Below are 17,232 nucleotides of genomic sequence, written 5' to 3'. Positions count from 1 at the left end.
CAGTGACCGACATCCTGGGACGTAGGCGTTTCCTGTCCAGCGCCGTGCTCGGCACCACCGCGACGGTCATCACCGCGACGACGATCGGCTCGGTCGCCCCCGAGGCCGTTGCCGATCCCACGCTGGACGTCGAGGCCGGTGCCCCCGACCCGAACTTCGTCGAGGGCCGCATCACCGGCATCGCCGGTGGTCTGCTGATCGTGACGAGCTCCGACCGCACGATCAACCAGATCCACCTGACCAAGGCCACGAGCGTGTGGAAGTTACGCCCGACCACGACCGACGCGGCGAAGGTCGGCGACGGCCTCTACGCACGCGGCGTGCGGATGCCCGACGGCACCCTCGCGGCCGACGCGATCTGGCTGAACATCGTGAACCTCCAGGTCCACATCACCTCCATCGGCCGGAACGTGATGCACATGGACCACCGCGGCGACCGGATCGTCGGGCACGTCGTGTCCGGCACGACCGCCGCGGTCTACAACAACACACCCGCCGTCAGCGACCTGTCGATGCTGCAGGTGGGCAGGCACGCACAGGTGATCGGCGCCTGGCGGCCCGACACGAACGAGGTCGACCTGGCCACGGTCTACGCGGCCGCCTAGGAGAGGACCGTCATCGTGATCGAGTGGTTGGCGAGCACGCAGCAGGCCGTCGTCGGCGGTGTGCTGCTGTGGGCGAGCGCGTTCAAACTGGTGCACCGCAACGCATCCGTCGCCGCGCGGCGGTCGGTGCTGGCGCGGATCACCGGCAAGGAGCGGGCCGTCGGCGCGTACCGCGCGGTCGGCGTGGTGGAGGCCGTGGTCGGTCTGCTCCTCATCGCCCCGCCCGTGGTGGTCGTCGAGGCGTACGCGGCGGCGGCGCTTTCCGTTGGCATGCTGGGATATCTGGCCTACGGCAAGCTGAAGGCGCCCGACGCCTCGTGCGGCTGCCTCGGGGAGAAGGAGGCGCCGATCCAGGCCCGCGGCTTCGTCCGCGCGGGACTGCTCGCGGCGCTTTCCCTGCTGGCGGTGGCGGGTTCGGCGTGGTGGCCGACGGAACGTCCACTCGCGACGGTCGGGTTGGTCGTCGGCGAGCTGGCCGTCTTCGCCGCGCTGTCACCGGAACTGGACCACCGGTGGCTGCTCCCGTTGCGGCGCTGGCGGGTGCGCATGAGCCACCCGCTGGCCGGCACCGAGGTGATGGTGCCGCTGGAGTCGACCGTGCAGCAGCTGCTGCGGAGCACCGTCTACCAGTCGGTGGTCACGCAGCTCACCTCGGACCTGCTCGACCACTGGGACGAGGGTGAGTGGCGGCTCCTGGCGTACGCGGCACGCACCCCGTCCGGTCCGGCCACCGCGGTGTTCGCGGTGCCGCGCCTCGCCTACCGGCCCGACGACGTGCGGGTGGCGATGGTGCCGGAGGAGCAGGACGCACTGGTGTGACCGGTGGGGCGGCGGGGGCAACCTCGTCGCCCCACACTCCTCAGAAGAGCCAGTTCGCGCACAGCGCCGGGGACGCCGCGACCAGGCTGAACCGGATGAACCGCCCGATCAGGCCGGCGCCGAGGAACGCGGACAGGCTCATCCGCACCATCCCCGCCAGCACCGAGGTCGCCATGAACGGCGGCAGGCCGACCACCGAGCTGAGCCCGTAGGTGCCGACCATCCACTTCGGGTGCCGGTGGCACTTCTCCCGCAGGAACTCCACCCACATGCGGAACCGCTTCGTGCGCCGCCGCCACGCGGCCCTGCGCGGCGTCTCGATCTTCTCCTTGCGGTGCATGAACGCGGGCAGCCGCAGCGAGCCCTTGGCCGCGTAGTAGTACAGCAGCTTGCCCGCCACCTGGCCGACCGCGACGGTCGCGCCGAGGCACAGCCACGGGATGTGCGGCTGCTGGAGCGCGAGCCCGACGAGGAAGATCTCGATGCTGATGAGCGGGAGGAGCGCAGACCCGAAGGCGACGCCGAGCGTCAGTCCGAGCCATGCGATCACGAGCAAACCTCCAGCCGAGGTCGAGAACGGCATGCACTGTACCTGAGCCACACGTGGACCCGGGGCGAACTCGAAACGAATGCCGCCCACTCCTGAGACGTCGCGCGGACCCGATCGGTTGTGTCGAGTTTTCCCCGCCGGTGACGCTCAGTCCTCCAGTTCGAAGCGGAGCGTGCCCGTCATGCGCACCTCGCGCAGCGGCTTCCCGCCAGCGTCCAATGTACGCACCGTGCCGTCGGCCACCCACCCCGCGCGCTCCCAGAACGCGAGCGACGCCTTGTCCGCCTCCGCGACCCAGGCGATCCCGCGTGCCAGCCCGGCCGCCAGCATGGCCTCCCCGGTGGCGGCGAGCAGCCGGCCGCCGTGCCCGCGCCGGCCCCACCTCGGCTCCACCAGCAGCGTGCTGACCAGCGCGACCCGGTCGGCGTCCGGCACCGGCACGCCGGCCGCGTCGGCCGACTCGTCCTGCGGTGCGGGCCCGGCCGCGCAGAACCCCACGCACCACCGGCCCTCGAACGCGACGAACACCCTGGCCGGGCCCTGTTCGATGGTGTGCCCCCAGGTCGCGGCCGCCTCGCCGGCCGCTTCGTCGCCGTCGAGGGCGGCGAGGACCTCGGCGGGCAGCAGGTCGGTGTAGGCGGCGCGCCACGTGCCGAGCTGGATCCGGGCGATCTCCTCGGCGTCGGACGGCTCTGCTGGGCGGACGGTGGCTTCGGCCATGCCGACGAAACTAGACGGTGGTTCGCCGGGCTCACCCATCAGGCACCGTTCGCGAAGATCCCTCGGCTACGCTTCCGGACCGTGACTGTCTCCGTGCCCGGGTACGAGATCGTCGACGCGCTGGGGCGCGGTGGGTTCGGCGTGGTCTACCGGGCCCGGCAGGTCACGATCGACCGCGAGGTCGCCATCAAGGTAGACACGCGCGTCATCCTCGACGACCGCGACCAGCGCCGCTTCCTGCGCGAGGTGCGGGCGGCGGGCAGGCTCTCCGGGCACCCGCACGTGGTCGAGATCTACGACGCGGGCGTGCTGCCCGACCACCGGCCCTACATCGTCATGGAGCTGTGCCCCGGCGGGTCGCTCGCGGACCGGCGCGAGCCGATGCCGCCGCGCGAGGTGGCCGAGATCGGCCAGAAGATCGCCGACGCGCTCGCCGCCGCCCACGACCTGGGCGTGCTGCACCGCGACATCAAACCGGCGAACATCCTGGTCAAGCGGTACGGCACGGTCGGGCTCGCCGACTTCGGGCTCGCCGCCCTCATGGAGACCGGCCGGGACACCTCCGTCACCCTCGCCGCCCTGACCCCGGCGTACGCGGCGCCCGAGCAGTTCCACCTCGCGCCGCCGACGCCGCAGTCCGACGTCTACGCGCTCACCGCGACGCTCTACACGCTGCTGGCCGGGCGGCCGCCGCGGTACCCGGACGCGGGGGAGCTGTCCGTGCCGGAGATCGTCCGGCGCCACGACCTGCCGCTCGACGACATCCCCGGCGTGCCCCGCGAGTTCATGACCGTGCTGCGGCGCGGGCTCGCCAAGGACCCGGCGCACCGGTACCCGGAGGCGGCGGCGTTGCGGGCGGACCTGTCGCAGCTGACCGTCGGTGACTTCAGCGGGCCGCGGCACGTGCTGACCTCGCCGGTCGTCACCGTGCCGGTCGCGCGGCCGTCCGTGCCGCCGTCGACGCCCCCGCCCGGCCTGCCCGCGCAGGGCGCGGTGTCCGGCCCGCCGCCGTTCCAGCAGCCGACGGCGCCGCCGAAGCGCAGCCGCGCGGCGATCTGGCTGGGCGCGGCGCTCGCGGCCGTGCTGGTGCTGGCCGGCGTCTGGTACTTCGCGCTGCGCGACACCGGCGGGGACGGGCAGCGGGCGGGTGACGGTGGCGGCACGACCACCACCACGACGACCCGGTCGTCGACCGACGTCTACGGGGTGGCGACCGTGACGGACGACTGCCCGGCGGCCGCGGTGCCCGAGGGGCAGGCCCAGTGCGTGCGCAAGGCCGAGTGCTGGTCCGGGTACGTGATGATCAACGGCGAGATCAACAGCATCCGGCGGATCCCCTGTGACCAGGGACACATCTGGGAGGTCTTCGCGATCGCGGTCGTGCCGGGCGACGTCGCGGACCCGTACCAGGACGTGCTGGCCGAGCACCCGGTCGTGAAGAAGGTGTGCTCGAAGGAGAACATGCTGGCGTCGCGGTTCGGGGAGGCCCTGGACTACGGGCCGGAGCGCTGGGAGCTCGAGATCCTGCCGCCGTCGACCGACGACGTGTCCCGTGACCTGGGCGTCTACCGGTGCGTCGGCAAGATCACCGACGTCACCGGCATCACCGGTTCGGTCTTCCGGCCGCGCTGAGCGCCGGCTGATCCAAAATTGTCGGTGGTCCGTGTCATGGTGTGGCCGTGACAGTGACAGCCGCTCCGACCCGCGCCCCCGCCTGGCTCGCCTGGGCGGCGCTCGGCGTGGTCTACGTGGTGTGGGGCTCGACGTACCTGGCCATCCGGGTCAGCGTCGAGACCATGCCGCCGCTGCTGTCCGCCGGCGCGCGGTTCCTGGTGTCCGGCGTACTGCTGTGCCTCGCGGTGCTGGCGGTCGCGGGGCCGGGCGCGTTCCGGATGACCTGGCCGCAGTTCGGCACCGCGGCGCTGGTGGGGGTGCTGCTGCCCGGGTGGGGGAACGGGCTCGTGGTCGTGGCGGAGCGGCAGGTGGCGTCAGGGCTCGCGGCGCTGCTGGTCGCGTGTGTGCCGCTGTTCGTCGTGCTGTTCCGGCGATTAACCGGGCAGCGGCCGCCGCTGGTGACGGTCGCCGGGGTGGCGATCGGACTTGCCGGGCTGGCGGTGCTGCTGCTCGGTGGCCCGGTCGCGGGTGCGCACGGCACGGCGTGGTGGGGGCCGTGGCTGGTGGTGCTCGCGGCGCTGGGCTGGGCGGCCGGGACCGTGGCGGGGGCGCGGCTCCCGGCACCGGCGAACCCCGTGACGTTCTCGGCGGTGGGCATGATCGTCGGCGGCGCGCTGCTCACCGCGGGCGGTGCGGTCCGCGGTGAGCACGTGACCTACGCGGAGGTGTCGACGGCGTCGTGGCTCGCGTGGGGGTACCTGGTGCTGTTCGGTGCGCTCGCGTTCAGCTCGTACGTGTACGCGCTCGGCAGGCTGCCGGTGTCCACCGTGGCCACGTACGCGTACGTGAACCCGGTGATCGCCGTGCTGCTCGGGCTGCTGTTCGTGGACGAGCGGTTCGGGCTGGTGCAGTTCGCGGGCGGGCTGGTCGTGCTGGGCGCGGTGGTGCTGGTGGTGCGCGGGGAGCAGCGCGCGAAGGAGAAGACGGCGAGCGTGACGGAGGGATGTCCACGATGACGGTGCTCGGTGCGGACGCCGCGCGGCGGATCGCGTTGGGGGCGCAGGGTTTCACCGAGCCCAGAGCAGGCGGCGACGTGTCGCGGCGGCACCTGAAACGGGTGCTCGACCGCGTGCGGCTGATCCAGCTCGACTCGGTGAACGTGGCCGTGCGCGCGCACTACATGCCGCTGTTCTCCCGGCTCGGCCCGTACCCGACGGACCTCGTCGACGACGCGGCGTGGAAGCACAGCGCCCGCCGGCCACGCCTGCTGGTGGAGTACTGGGCCCATGAGGCGAGCCTCTTACCGGTGGCGGACTGGCCGCTGTTCCGCTGGCGCATGCGCGAGTACGAGGCGAAGTACGCCCACCGGTACGCGTCGCTGTTGACGGACGCGCCGGGCCTGTTCGACGACGTGCTGGCCGCCGTGAAGGAGCTGGGCCCGATCGGCGCGAGCCCGCTCGAGGACGAGCTGGGCCTGGCCGAGGGCAGGGCGAAGAAGGCGTCGGGCGGCTGGTGGAACCGCTCGGCGGTGAAGCACGCGTGCGAGTGGCTGTTCGCGACCGGTGAGCTGACCACGGGCACCCGGCGCGGTTTCCAGCGGCTGTACGACCTGCCCGAACGAGTGCTGCCGCCGGAGGTGCTGTCGGCGCCACCGGTGTCGGACGAGGAAGCGGCGCGCGAGCTGATGCTCCGCGCGGCCGCGGCGCACGGCATCGGCACGGAACCCGACCTGCGGGACTACTACCGCCTGAAACCGGCCCGCAGCCAGGTGGCGCTGGCGGAGCTGGTGGACGAGGGCGCGGTCGAGCGGGTCGAGGTGCGCGGATGGGCACAACCGGCGTACCGGCACGTCGACGCGAAGACGCCGCGCAAGGTCGAAGGCAGGGCGCTGCTCAGCCCGTTCGACCCGCTGATCTGGCGGCGTGAACGGACGGAACGGATCTTCGGGTTCCACTACCGCATCGAGATCTACGTCCCGGAGCCGAAGCGCGTGTACGGGTACTACGTGTTCCCGTTCCTGCTGGACGGCGAGCTGGCCGGCAGGGTGGACCTGAAAACCGACCGCGCGACCGGCGCCCTGCAGGCCCGGGGCGCCTTCACCGAACCGACCGCCGACCCGGTCCGCGTGGCGACCGAACTGGCAGCCGAACTGCGCACGATGGCGGAGTGGCTGGGACTGGACCGGGTCGAGGTGGGAAGCAAGGGAAACCTGGCAAAGCCACTGGCGAAAGCGCTGAAGTCCCAACGCGCCTGAGGCGCAGACCACCGGGGGAGAGGCGCACAGAGCGCGACGCCGGACGGGCCGGGTGTGAGGGTCGGCGCGGGTTCGACCGGCCGGGTGGCGCTGCGCTGGGCCGGGTGGCGCTGGTTTGGGGGTTGGCGCTGGGCCGGGGTTGGCGCTGGATCGGGCTTGGTGCTGGGTCGGGGTTGGGCTGGGTCGGGTTTGGCGCTGGGTCGGGTTTGGCGCTGGGTCGGGTTTGGCGCTGGGTCGGGTTTGGCGCTGGGTCGGGTTTGGCGCTGGGCCGGGGTTGCGCTGGATCGGGGTTGCGCTGGATCGGGGTTGCGCTGGATCGGGCTTGCGCTGGATCGGGCTTGGTGCTGGGCCGGGGTTGCGCTGGATCGGTCCGAGGGTCTTCGGAGCTTGGCCGGATGGCGCGTCCACGGCAATGCGGGGCTCCGCTCTGAGTGGTCCACAGGGTGGTTCGCGGCGGCCGGTTGTGTCGGTGCCTGGCGTTACGCTGGATTTCGGGGGGCCGGAGGCCGCCCATGATCTTGTCGGGATCGCGCCCGGGACAGGCCTGAGCGGCGCCTCTCGTGCTGGGAGCGGAGGCGCCGCTCAGGGGTTCCCCCTCTTCGGCGGGTTGCTTACTCGGCCGCGGCCTGGCTGACCAGCGCGGTGCCCGAGCCGGTCCTGCCGCGGATGCGGAGCGTGGGCTTCGACTCCGGCGGACTGGTCGTCAGGTCCAGGTCGCTGCGGGCCTCGCCCGAGCCTGAGGACAGGTCGATCTCCGCGGCGCTGCCCTTGCGGACGCCGACGTGGATGGCGCCCGAGCCGGTGTGCAGTTCCAGCTCGCCGGACGCGGCGTTGGCGATGGTCACGCGGCCGCTGCCGGTGCGGGCCAGCACATCCCCGGTCACCGCACCCAGCCAGACGTCGCCGCTGCCCGTGACCACCGTGCTGGCCGCGCCGATGGCGGTCACCTCGACGTCGCCGCTGCCGGTCTTGGCCCGCAGGCCCGCCGCCATGGGGCCGAGGCGGACCGTGCCGGAGCCCGTGTCGACCTGGACCTTGTCCTCGGCCTGGTCGGCGCTGATGCGCCCGGAACCGGTGTGCAGGTTCAGGCGACCGGCGCCGCCGTTGACGGTGATGTCGCCCGACGAGGTGCGGGCCTCCACGTGGGAGCCGACCGGCGCCTGGATCGACACCACCACCGGCACGTTGCGCAGCTGGATCTCCTTCGGGGTCCGCACGACGAGCCTGCCCGCCGTGAAGTCGACCCGCGTCTGGCGGACGGCCTCCGCCTCGGCGGTCGAACCCTCCGGCACCGTCTCGCCGAACTGGCCGCCCAGCTGGCTGCCGAACTGGTTGCTGACCCAGCTCATCAGGTTGGTGACGCCCTGGGCCCACGGGCTGGCCGCGCTCGGGTCCTGGCGGATCTCCACGTGCACACCCGGCTCGTCGACCAGGCGCACGGTGATCCCGCCACCCCCGGTGCCGAGGTCCAGCTCGACCGGGCCGTCGGTCTCGAAACTCTGTCTGCGCACCACGTTCTCTTCGGTCATCACCGCGTCACCCCTCGTACCAGCCGTGCACGCGGGAGCCGCCCTGCCCGCGCTCGGGGCCACCCCAGCCACGCTGGCCGCCCCAGTCCTTGCCGCCGAAACCCTTGCCCCTGCCGTGCAGTGCCCCCTGCACCGCCTGCTGGACGAAGGTGTTCAGCGACACCCCCTGCGCCGCCGCCGCCTGCTCGGCCTTCGCCTTCAGCTGCTCGAACAGCCGGAGCGTCATGCGGCTCATGTCGCCGCCCGCGGTGTCGTCCACCGGCGGCAGGTCGTCGCCGCGGGAGTCGTGCGGGGTCGCCCTCGGGGTGACCACCACCTGCACGTCACGGCCCGACAGGCGGACGTCCACGACGTGGTCCTCCTGCGCGGCCGTCACCTCCGCGGCCAGGTCGGACAGTGCGTTCATGATCGCGAGGCGCGCGGCGGGCTCCAACGCCGCCGCCAGCACCTCCGCCGTGCGGCGAGTGTTCTCGTCGCCGGCCGACGCGGCCCGGGCGAGGTCCTCCCGCAGTGCGGCGATGTACGGTGTGAGATCCATGATGTCATTATGACACCACGAATGACATCAGGCAAGTGTCGAGGTGACAGCGGCATGACGGCATTCGGGAATCGCGGTTAGGCTTCCGGCATGACGGAGACCGTGTCGCCGAAGGTCCAGCTCGTCGCGAAAACGGAGTTCTTCCCGCCCGAGGACGTCCCCTGGTCGACCGACGCGGAGGGCGGCGAGGCGCTCGCCGAGTTCGCGGGCCGTGCCTGCTACCAGTCGTGGCGGAAACCGAACCCCGCGACCGCGACCAACGCCGGCTACCTGCGCCACATCCTCGAGGTCGGCCACCTGTCCGTCCTCGAGCACGGCACCGTCACCTTCTACATCACCGGCATCTCCCGCTCGCTCACCCACGAGCTGATCCGGCACCGCCACTTCTCCTACTCGCAGCTCTCGCAGCGGTACGTCCCCGAGCGGAACGCGGCGATGGTGGAACCGGACGTGATCGCGAGCGACCCGGTGCTCCACGAGAAGTTCGTCAAGGCCGCCGAGGCGAGCGTCGCCGCCTACGACGAACTGCTGGCGGGCCTCGAGGAGCGCTTCGCGGACGTGCCCAACGCGACCCTGCGCCGCAAGCAGGCACGGCAGGCCGCGCGGGCCGTCCTCCCGAACGCGACCGAGACCAAGATCGTGGTCACCGGCAACTACCGCGCGTGGCGCCACTTCATCGCGATGCGCGCGAGCGAGCACGCCGACGTCGAGATCCGCGCGCTGGCCGTGGAATGCCTGCGGCAGCTGCAGAAGGCGGCCGCGAACGCCTTCGACGACTTCGTGATCTCCGCGCTGCCGGACGGCACCGAGGTCGCCTCCAGCCCGTTCGTCACGGAGGGCTGACGGCGTGAAGCGGCTCACCGTCGACATCGCGCCGGGGGACTACACCGTCTGCCGCCTGCCCGCGGGCACCACACCGCCCCGGATCGAGGCACCCGGGCTGGTCTCGATCACCAGCACGCCGACCGAGGTGTCGGTCGTCTGCCCGACCGACGTCGCCCCGGACAGCGAGCACTCGCACCCCGGCTGGCGGCTCCTCACCGTGCGCGGCCCGCTCGAGTTCGACCTGACCGGGATCATGGCGGCCCTCGCGGGTGAGCTGGCGGCCGCCGGCGTCAGCCTGTTCGCCGTCTCCACCTACGACACCGACCACGTGCTGGTGAAGGCCACCGACCTCGCCCGCGCCGTGAAGGCACTGCGCGAGGCGGGCCACGAACTCGAGGGCGCCTAGCCCTCGGGGAACTCCGCGCGCACGCCGAGCAGCCGGATCGGGCGGTCGAGGTCGAACTTCGCCAGCACCTCGAGCGCGGCCTCGGTCAGGCGCGCGACGTCGTCGGTCGGGGACGGCAGCGTCATGCTGCGGGTGTGGGTGAAGAACGGCACGAACCGCACCTTCACCGCCACCCGCGCGGCGAGCCTGCCCTCCTCGGCCACGTCGGCCGCCACCCGGCGGGCCAGCGACACGACCTCCGCCTCGATCGACGCGGTGTCGGTGAGGTCCGCCTGGAACGTGGTCTCCCGGCTGCGTGACTTCGCCTGCCACGGCGTCGCGGTGACCTCCGCGCTGCCCGCGCCCCGCGCGAGCCCCCGGTACCACGGGCCCATGCGCGGGCCCAGCCGCGCGGCCAGCACCTCGGGGTCGGCGCGGGCCAGCTCCGCCACGGTCGTGAACCCCAGCTCGGCGAGCTTGCGGCCGGTCTTCGTGCCGATGCCCCACAGCGCGGTGGTGGGCCGCTCAGCCATCACCGCGAACCAGTTGTCCCTGGTCAGCGTGTACACGCCGGCCGGTTTCCCGAAGTCCGTCGCGAGCTTGGCCCGCAGCTTGTTGTCGCCGATGCCGACCGAGCACGACAACCGCGTGTGCGCGAGGACGGCCGCCTGCACCGAACGGGCGAACGCGACCGGGTCGTCGGTGGTGACGCCGAGGAACGCCTCGTCCCAGCCGAGTGCCTCCACGACGACCCCGTCGAACGACCGCAGCACCGCGTAGACCTCGGCCGACGCCGCCTCGTACGCCGGCGGGTCGTGCGGCAGGAACACCGCGTCCGGGCACCGCTTGGCCGCGAGCCGCAGCGGGATGCCCGAGTGCACGCCGAACTGCCGCGCCTCGTACGACGCGGTGGCCACCACCGCGCGCTCCGCCGGGTCCCCGCGACCGCCCACGACCACGGGTTTCCCGGCGAGCGACGGGTCCCGCAGCACCTCGACCGCCGCGATGAACTGGTCGAGGTCGACGTGGAGCACCCAGGCCGCCATACCGCCATCTAACATCCTGCGCGTGACACAGCAGCCCACCCAGCAGCGGGTGATCGCCGGCCGGTACCCGATCCTCGAGGAGATCGGCCGGGGCGGCATGGGCATCGTGTGGCTCGCCGAGGACCGGACCATCGGCAGGCGGGTCGCGATCAAGGAGCTGCACCTGCCCGCCGGCGTGCCGACGGAGGAGCGGCAGGTCCTGGAGCAGCGCGTGCTCCGGGAGGCGCGGGCCGCGGGGCGGCTCAACGACCCGAGCGTGGTCACGGTGTTCGACGTGCTGCAGGAGGCGGGCGCGACGTTCATCGTGATGGAGCTGATCCAGGCGCCGACGCTGTCGGACATCGTCGCCCGCCAGGGCCCCCTGCCGCAGGAGGCGGTGGCGCGGATCGCCGAGCAGCTGTTGTCGGCGCTGGAGGCCGCGCACGCCGCGGGCGTGGTGCACCGGGACGTGAAGCCGTCGAACGTCATGGTGCTGCCGAGCGGGCGGGTGAAGCTGACCGACTTCGGCATCGCGCAGTCCACCGACGACCCCCGGCTGACCACGAGCGGCATCCTGATCGGCTCGCCCACCTACCTGGCGCCCGAGGTGATCCGCGGGGAGCAGGCCTCACCCGGCTCCGACCTGTGGGCGCTGGGCGCGACGCTGTTCTTCGCCGTCGAGGGCGCCGCCGCGTTCGAACGGCCGACCACCGCGGCGACCATGCACGCGATCGTCAGCGAGGTGCCGTACCTGACCCGCGGCCACGGCCCGCTGGCGTCGGTGATCATGGGGCTGCTGAACGCGACACCGCAGGCCAGGCTGTCCGCGCAACAGGTGCGCGGGCTCCTCGCGCAGGTCGGCACCCCGACCGGTGAGCAGACGGTCGCGCACGCCGCGACCGCCATGTACCCGGGCCCGCACGCGACCCAGGTCGCGTCCGGCCCGCAGCGGTCCAAGCGCACACGGTGGCCCGTCCTGGCCGCCGCCGTCGTGCTGCTCGCGGGCGCGTTCGCGGGTGGCTGGTTCAGCGGCCGAGCGGGGCTGGTCGAGCCGGTCGTCGACCCCGCGCGGGGCGAGACGTTCACCTACGGCACCGACGGCGACATCCCGGAGTTCGCGGTCTCGCCGGGCAGCTGCGGCAGTTCGCCGCTGCAGCAGGGGCGGGGCATCGCGTCGAGCGTCACCTGCGACGAGGTGCACGACTTCGAGGTCGTCTACGGCACCGAGCTGTACCAGGCCGACGACATGGACTACCCCGGCGCCGAACGGGTGAAGGCGCTCGGCGAGAGCGTGTGCGCGGTCGTGTTCAACGACGGCGCGTACGTCGTGCCCGACAAGCGCGCCGACCTGGCCTACGTCACGCTCGTGCCGACCCGCGCGACGTGGACCGACGCCGAGCAGCCGGAGCAGTCGGTGCTGTGCGCGATCCGCGACCGCGACCGGAAGCAGCTCGAGGCGTCGGTGAGCCCGCAGGAGTGAGTTACCCACCGGTAGGACCTCGGTAGTCTCAGTGGCATGTCTGTTGCCACGGACGAGCGTGCCGCGCTGTGCGACCTGCTCGACGAACTGGGTCCCGACCGGCCGACGCTCTGCGCGGGCTGGCAGACCAGGGACATGGCCGCGCACCTCGTCGTGCGTGAGCACCGGCCGGACGCCGCGCCCGGCATCCTGCTGTCCGCGTTCGCCGGGCACACCAAGCGCGTGCAGGACGCCTACGCGCGCAGGCCGTGGCGTGAGCTGGTGGACATGGTCCGCGGCGGCCCGCCCGCGTGGTGGCCGACCCGGATCCCGGCCGTGGACAAGCTGGTCAACAGCGTCGAGCTGTTCGTCCACCACGAGGACGTGCGCCGCGGCCAGGACGGCTGGACCCCGCGCGAGCCCGACGCGCGCCGGGACGCCGTGCTGTGGGCCGGGCTGAAGCGGGCCGGGAAGCTGACGCTGCGCAAGACCCCGGTCGGGCTCGTCCTGAGCCGCCCGGACGGCGAGTTCGTCGTCGTCAAGCGCGGGCCGGACACCGTGACGGTCACCGGAGAGCCCGGTGAGCTGCTGCTCTTCGCGTTCGGGCGGGACGCGGTGCGGGTGGAGTTCGACGGCGACCAGAAGGCGATCGCGGCCGTGCGGGGCCTCAGCCGGGGGCTGTAGGCAAATCGGGGGAACCCGTCGTCCGCTTCACCGGTCCGAGTGACCGGCACGGGGAGGAGGACGGACGGTGACTGAGCAGGTCGCGCAGCGGGTGGTCGCGGGCCGGTACGCCCTGCTGCGCGAGATCGGCCGCGGCGGCATGGGCATCGTGTGGCGTGCGGAGGACCGCACGATCGGCAGGCAGGTCGCCATCAAGGAACTGCACCTGCCCGACGGCGTCGCCGCCGCCGAACGCGAGGTGTTCGAGGAGCGGGTGCTGCGCGAGGCCCGCGCGGCGGGACGGCTGAACGACCCCGGCGTGGTCACGGTGTACGACGTGCTCCGCGAGCAGGGCACCACGTTCATCGTGATGGAGCTGATCGAGGCGCCCACCCTCACCGACCTGGTCCGTGACCGCGGTCCGCTGCCGCAGGACGCCGTGGCACGGCTCGCCGAGCAGCTGCTGTCCGCGCTGCGGGCGGCGCACGCGGCCGGTGTGGTGCACCGCGACGTGAAGCCGTCGAACATCATGGTGCTGCCCGGCGGGCGGGTGAAGCTCACCGACTTCGGCATCGCCCAGTCCGGCGACGACCCGCACCTGACCACGAGCGGCGTCCTCGTCGGCTCGCCCGTCTACATGGCACCGGAACGGCTGCGCGGCCAGGACGCCGACGCCGGGTCGGACCTGTGGGCGCTGGGCGCGGTCCTGTTCTTCGCGGTGGAGGGGTACGCGGCGTTCGAACGCGCGTCCACCGCGGCGACCATGCACGCGATCCTCAACGAGGTCCCGTACCTCACCCGCTGCCAGGGCCCGCTCGCGTCGGTGATCATGGGGCTGCTCAACACCCACCCCGAGGCCAGGCCGACCGCCGACCAGGTCGCCGGCCTGCTCGCCCAGGTCACGATGACCCCGCCGGACGGCTTCGCGGCGCGGACCGCGCACCTGACCCACCGGCCGGCGGTGACCACGCGGTACGCCGCCCGGCGGGGCCGGCGGGGCGTGGTCGTGACGGCCGGGCTGGTGCTCGCGCTCGTCGTGTTCGCGGCGGGGTTCGCCACCAGGATGGGCACCGAGCCGACGGCGGAGGACGGCCGTCCGGCCGGGATGGACACCGCGCTCACCTACGGCGAGGGCGGCTACCTCCCCGAGTTCTCCTGGGACTCCGGCCCGCAGGGCGGGTGCATGACCAGCGACCTGACCCGGGGCAGGCGGATCACGCAGAGCTCGCACGTCGAGTGCGACCAGCCGCACGTCTTCGAGGTGTACCAGTCCCGCACCTTCTACACCCCGCCGCAGGACTACGAGACGTGGCCGGACATCGACTTCCCCGGGCACGACGGGCTGGTCCAGTACACGGAGGCGGTGTGCCGGATGATCTTCGAGTCGGCGGCGATGATCCCGGAGACCGGGAAGGCCGGGCTGCGCTACCGGGCCGTCGTGCCCACACAGGACGCGTGGGACGACCACCGCGAGTCCTATTGCGTGCTGTACCGCGCCGACAACGACCAGCTCAACAAGACGTACCTGGTCGTGGAGTAGCGTCTCCCGCATGAACACGTGCCCGACAGCCAAGCCGGGGCGGCCGTTCGGCCAGGTGCTCACCGCGATGGTGACCCCCTTCGACGCGAGCGGCAAGCTCGACCTCGACGGTGCGCAGCGCCTCGCGAACCACCTCGTCGACCTCGGCAACGACGGTCTGGTGATCAGCGGGACCACCGGCGAGTCGCCGACGACGTCCGACACCGAGAAGGCCGACCTGGTGCGTGCCGTCGTGGAGGCGGTGGGGGACCGGGCCACGGTCGTGGCGTCGGTCGGCACGTACGACACCGCGCACTCCGTGCACCTGGCGCAGCAGGCCGAGCAGGCAGGCGCGCACGGGCTCCTCGTGGTCACCCCGTACTACTCGCGGCCGCCGCAGGCCGGGCTGGTCGCGCACTTCACGGCCGTCGCCGAGGCGTCCGGCCTGCCGAACATGCTCTACGACATCCCGCCGCGCTCGGTCGTGCCGATCGAGGTGGACACGCTGCGCAGGCTCGCGGAGCACCCCAGGATCGTGGCCGTGAAGGACGCCAAGGGCGACCTGCTCGCGGGCAGCGAGGTCATCGCGAGCACCGACCTCGCCTACTACTCCGGCGACGACGCGCTGAACCTGCCGTGGCTGTCGGTCGGCGCCGTCGGGTTCGTCTCCGTCATCGGGCACGTGGTGGCGGGCAGGCTGCGCCGCCTGCTCGAGACGTACGAGAACGGCGACGTGAGCACCGCGCGGACCGTCCACCGCGGACTGCTGCCGGTGTACCGGGCCATGGGCCGGGTCGGCGGCGTGATCTTCGCGAAGGCCGCGCTGCGGCTGCGCGGGCACCAGGCGGGTGACCCCCGGCTGCCGCTGCCGCCCGCGACGAGGGAGCAGATCGCGCTGATCGCCGCGGACCTGGGCGACGCGGGCGTGCCGCTGGCCGACGCCGCGCCGTCCGATGTGGCCGCCGCCAGGGTGGCGCGGGCGGACGCGGCCGCCGCGTACATCGCCACCACCACCCACACCAGCGCCGGGCAGGTTCATCAGTGACGCAGATGGCCGCGCCAGGACCCCTGGCCGACGGAGGGCTGCGCGTCGTCGCCCTGGGCGGGATCGGCGAAGTCGGCCGCAACATGACGGTCTTCGAGTACGGCGGTCGCCTGCTCATCGTGGACTGCGGGGTGCTCTTCCCCGAGGACCAGCAGCCCGGCGTGGACCTGATCCTGCCGGACTTCCGCGCGATCGAGTCCCGCATGGACGACATCGACGCGGTGGTGCTCACGCACGGCCACGAGGACCACATCGGGGCCGTGCCCTTTCTGCTGCGCCTCCGCCCCGACCTGCCGGTCGTCGGCTCGCGCTTCACGCTCGCGCTGGTCGCCGCGAAGTGCAAGGAGCACCGGCTGACCCCGACCCTCGTCGAGGTCACCGAGGGCGGCCGCTGGGGAGCGGGCGACTTCGAGTGCGAGTTCTTCGCGGTCAACCACTCGATCCCGGACGCGCTGGCGGTCGCCATCCGCACCCCGGCCGGGCTGGTGCTGCACACCGGTGACATCAAGCTCGACCAGCTGCCGCTCGACGGCCGGCTCACCGACCTGGCCGGGTTCTCCCGCCTCGGCGACGAGGGCGTCGACCTGTTCCTCGTGGACTCGACGAACGCCGAGGTCCCCGGGTTCGTGATGGCCGAGCGCGAGATCGGGCCGGTGCTCGAGGGCGTGATCTCGCGGGCGAAGCAGCGGGTGATCGTGGCGTGCTTCGCGAGCCACGTGCACCGCGTGCAGCAGGTGTTCGACGTGGCCGTGCAGAACGGCAGGCGGGTCGCGCTCGTCGGCCGGTCGATGGTGCGCAACATGGGCATCGCGGTCGACCTCGGGCTGCTGCACGTGCCCGAGGGCCTGCTGATCGACCTGCACGAGGCGCTCGAGCTGCCCGAGCACGAGGTGCTGTTCGTGTCGACCGGGTCGCAGGGCGAGCCGCTGTCGGCGCTGTCGCGGATGGCGCGTGGCGAGCACCGCCAGATCAGGATCCTCGCCGGGGACACCGTCGTGCTGGCCAGCTCCCTGATCCCCGGCAACGAGACCGCCGTGTTCGGCGTGGTCAACGGGCTCGCCCGGCTCGGCGCCAACGTCGTGCACCAGGGCAACGCCCGGGTGCACGTGTCCGGGCACGCGTCGGCGGGGGAGCTGCTGTTCCTCTACAACGCGGTCCGCCCGTCGAACGTCATGCCGGTGCACGGCGAGTGGCGGCACCTGCGGGCGAACGCGGCGCTGGCCGTGGCGACCGGGGTGCCCGCCGACCACGTGGTGATCGCCGAGGACGGCGTGGTCGTCGACCTGGTGGACGGCCGCGCGAAGATCAGCGGCCGGGTCGAGGTCGGTCACGTGTACGTCGACGGCCTGTCGGTCGGCGACGTCGGCGAGTCCACGCTGTCGGACCGGCTCATCCTGGGCGAGGGCGGCTTCATCGCGATCACGGTGGCCGTCGAGTCGTCGTCGGGCCGCGCGGTCGCGCCGCCGACCGTCTCCGGCCGCGGCTTCTCCGACGACCCGAAGGCGCTCGACGAGGTCGTGTCGCTGGTGGAGATGGAGCTGTCGCGCACGGAGGCCGAGGGCATCACCGACACGCACCGGATCGCGCAGGCCGTGCGCCGGGTCGTGGGCCGCTGGGTCGCGGACACCTACCGCCGCCGCCCGATGATCGTCCCCACGGTGATCCCCGTCTGAAAATCTCTC

At 72.7% G+C, this 17,232-nt stretch carries 17 protein-coding genes; 12 read left to right on the top strand and 5 right to left on the bottom strand.

What is annotated here, in order from left to right:
- Positions 1-2: 2 nt before the first annotated feature.
- Together ACYQ77_RS32555 and ACYQ77_RS32550 are read left to right on the top strand one after the other, a co-directional pair.
- Positions 3-605, top strand: a complete 603-nt coding sequence (locus ACYQ77_RS32555) for a cell wall protein (protein ID WP_459718096.1) — start codon at positions 3-5, stop codon at positions 603-605.
- A 15-nt stretch (positions 606-620) separates the two neighbouring features.
- Positions 621-1,424: a MauE/DoxX family redox-associated membrane protein gene (locus ACYQ77_RS32550; RefSeq protein WP_459718094.1), complete on the top strand. Its 804-nt coding sequence runs from the start codon at positions 621-623 to the stop codon at positions 1,422-1,424.
- Positions 1,425-1,464: 40 nt separating this feature from the next.
- Here ACYQ77_RS32550 and ACYQ77_RS32545 read toward each other — a convergent pair whose 3' ends face one another.
- Both ACYQ77_RS32545 and ACYQ77_RS32540 read right to left on the bottom strand, forming a co-directional pair.
- Positions 1,465-1,974 (bottom strand): hypothetical protein, encoded by a 510-nt coding sequence (locus tag ACYQ77_RS32545; protein WP_459718092.1) that lies wholly within the window; start codon positions 1,972-1,974, stop codon positions 1,465-1,467.
- 147 nt (positions 1,975-2,121) lie between these two features.
- Positions 2,122-2,694, bottom strand: a complete 573-nt coding sequence (locus ACYQ77_RS32540; protein WP_459718090.1) for an N-acetyltransferase family protein — start codon at positions 2,692-2,694, stop codon at positions 2,122-2,124.
- 81 nt (positions 2,695-2,775) lie between these two features.
- On the opposite strand from ACYQ77_RS32540, the gene ACYQ77_RS32535 reads away from it, so the two are divergent.
- Genes ACYQ77_RS32535 through ACYQ77_RS32525 form a run of 3 tightly spaced genes read left to right on the top strand, consistent with a single transcriptional unit; the run spans position 2,776 to position 6,562 of the window.
- Complete coding sequence (locus ACYQ77_RS32535; protein ID WP_459718088.1) at positions 2,776-4,326, top strand: serine/threonine-protein kinase; 1,551 nt, start codon at positions 2,776-2,778, stop codon at positions 4,324-4,326.
- A 47-nt stretch (positions 4,327-4,373) separates the two neighbouring features.
- A complete protein-coding gene (locus ACYQ77_RS32530; RefSeq protein ID WP_459718087.1) occupies positions 4,374-5,324 on the top strand; it encodes an EamA family transporter in 951 nt (316 codons plus the stop codon).
- Positions 5,321-6,562, top strand: coding sequence for a winged helix-turn-helix domain-containing protein (locus ACYQ77_RS32525; RefSeq protein WP_459718084.1), 1,242 nt, complete (start codon positions 5,321-5,323; stop codon positions 6,560-6,562). Before ACYQ77_RS32530 ends, ACYQ77_RS32525 begins: the two co-directional genes overlap by 4 nt.
- 611 nt (positions 6,563-7,173) lie before the next feature.
- Here ACYQ77_RS32525 and ACYQ77_RS32520 read toward each other — a convergent pair.
- Together ACYQ77_RS32520 and ACYQ77_RS32515 are read right to left on the bottom strand one after the other, a co-directional pair.
- Positions 7,174-8,091 carry a DUF4097 family beta strand repeat-containing protein gene (locus ACYQ77_RS32520; RefSeq protein ID WP_459718082.1) on the bottom strand — a complete coding sequence of 306 codons (918 nt, stop codon included), beginning with the start codon at positions 8,089-8,091 and terminating at the stop codon, positions 7,174-7,176.
- Between the two features lie 7 nt (positions 8,092-8,098).
- Positions 8,099-8,629: a toxin-antitoxin system HicB family antitoxin gene (locus tag ACYQ77_RS32515; RefSeq protein ID WP_459718079.1), complete on the bottom strand. Its 531-nt coding sequence runs from the start codon at positions 8,627-8,629 to the stop codon at positions 8,099-8,101.
- A 90-nt stretch (positions 8,630-8,719) separates the two neighbouring features.
- On the opposite strand from ACYQ77_RS32515, the gene thyX reads away from it, so the two are divergent.
- Together thyX and ACYQ77_RS32505 are read left to right on the top strand one after the other, a co-directional pair.
- The gene (gene thyX, locus ACYQ77_RS32510; protein ID WP_459718077.1) at positions 8,720-9,472 is read left to right on the top strand and encodes an FAD-dependent thymidylate synthase; all 753 of its coding nucleotides are present in this window, start codon (positions 8,720-8,722) and stop codon (positions 9,470-9,472) included.
- Between the two features lie 4 nt (positions 9,473-9,476).
- Complete coding sequence (locus ACYQ77_RS32505) at positions 9,477-9,860, top strand: ACT domain-containing protein (protein ID WP_459718075.1); 384 nt, start codon at positions 9,477-9,479, stop codon at positions 9,858-9,860.
- Here the strand turns inward: ACYQ77_RS32505 and ACYQ77_RS32500 are convergent.
- Positions 9,857-10,885 carry a DNA polymerase IV gene (locus ACYQ77_RS32500; RefSeq protein WP_459718073.1) on the bottom strand — a complete coding sequence of 343 codons (1,029 nt, stop codon included), beginning with the start codon at positions 10,883-10,885 and terminating at the stop codon, positions 9,857-9,859. The genes ACYQ77_RS32505 and ACYQ77_RS32500 overlap by 4 nt on opposite strands.
- Before the next feature lie 22 nt (positions 10,886-10,907).
- On the opposite strand from ACYQ77_RS32500, the gene ACYQ77_RS32495 reads away from it, so the two are divergent.
- The 5 genes from ACYQ77_RS32495 (at position 10,908) to ACYQ77_RS32475 (ending at position 17,223) form a co-directional block, all read left to right on the top strand.
- Positions 10,908-12,344 (top strand): serine/threonine-protein kinase, encoded by a 1,437-nt coding sequence (locus ACYQ77_RS32495; protein WP_459718071.1) that lies wholly within the window; start codon positions 10,908-10,910, stop codon positions 12,342-12,344.
- Positions 12,345-12,380: 36 nt separating this feature from the next.
- Positions 12,381-13,007, top strand: coding sequence for a TIGR03085 family metal-binding protein (locus ACYQ77_RS32490; RefSeq protein ID WP_459718069.1), 627 nt, complete (start codon positions 12,381-12,383; stop codon positions 13,005-13,007).
- A 67-nt stretch (positions 13,008-13,074) separates the two neighbouring features.
- Positions 13,075-14,526, top strand: coding sequence for a serine/threonine-protein kinase (locus ACYQ77_RS32485; protein ID WP_459718066.1), 1,452 nt, complete (start codon positions 13,075-13,077; stop codon positions 14,524-14,526).
- A 10-nt stretch (positions 14,527-14,536) separates the two neighbouring features.
- Positions 14,537-15,550 (top strand): 4-hydroxy-tetrahydrodipicolinate synthase, encoded by a 1,014-nt coding sequence (gene dapA, locus ACYQ77_RS32480; protein ID WP_459718063.1) that lies wholly within the window; start codon positions 14,537-14,539, stop codon positions 15,548-15,550.
- 5 nt (positions 15,551-15,555) lie between these two features.
- A complete protein-coding gene (locus ACYQ77_RS32475) occupies positions 15,556-17,223 on the top strand; it encodes a ribonuclease J (protein ID WP_459718540.1) in 1,668 nt (555 codons plus the stop codon).
- Positions 17,224-17,232: the final 9 nt, after the last annotated feature.

This window comes from Actinophytocola sp. KF-1 (assembly GCF_054661535.1).
This window is presented reverse-complemented; position numbering and strand designations above follow the sequence as displayed.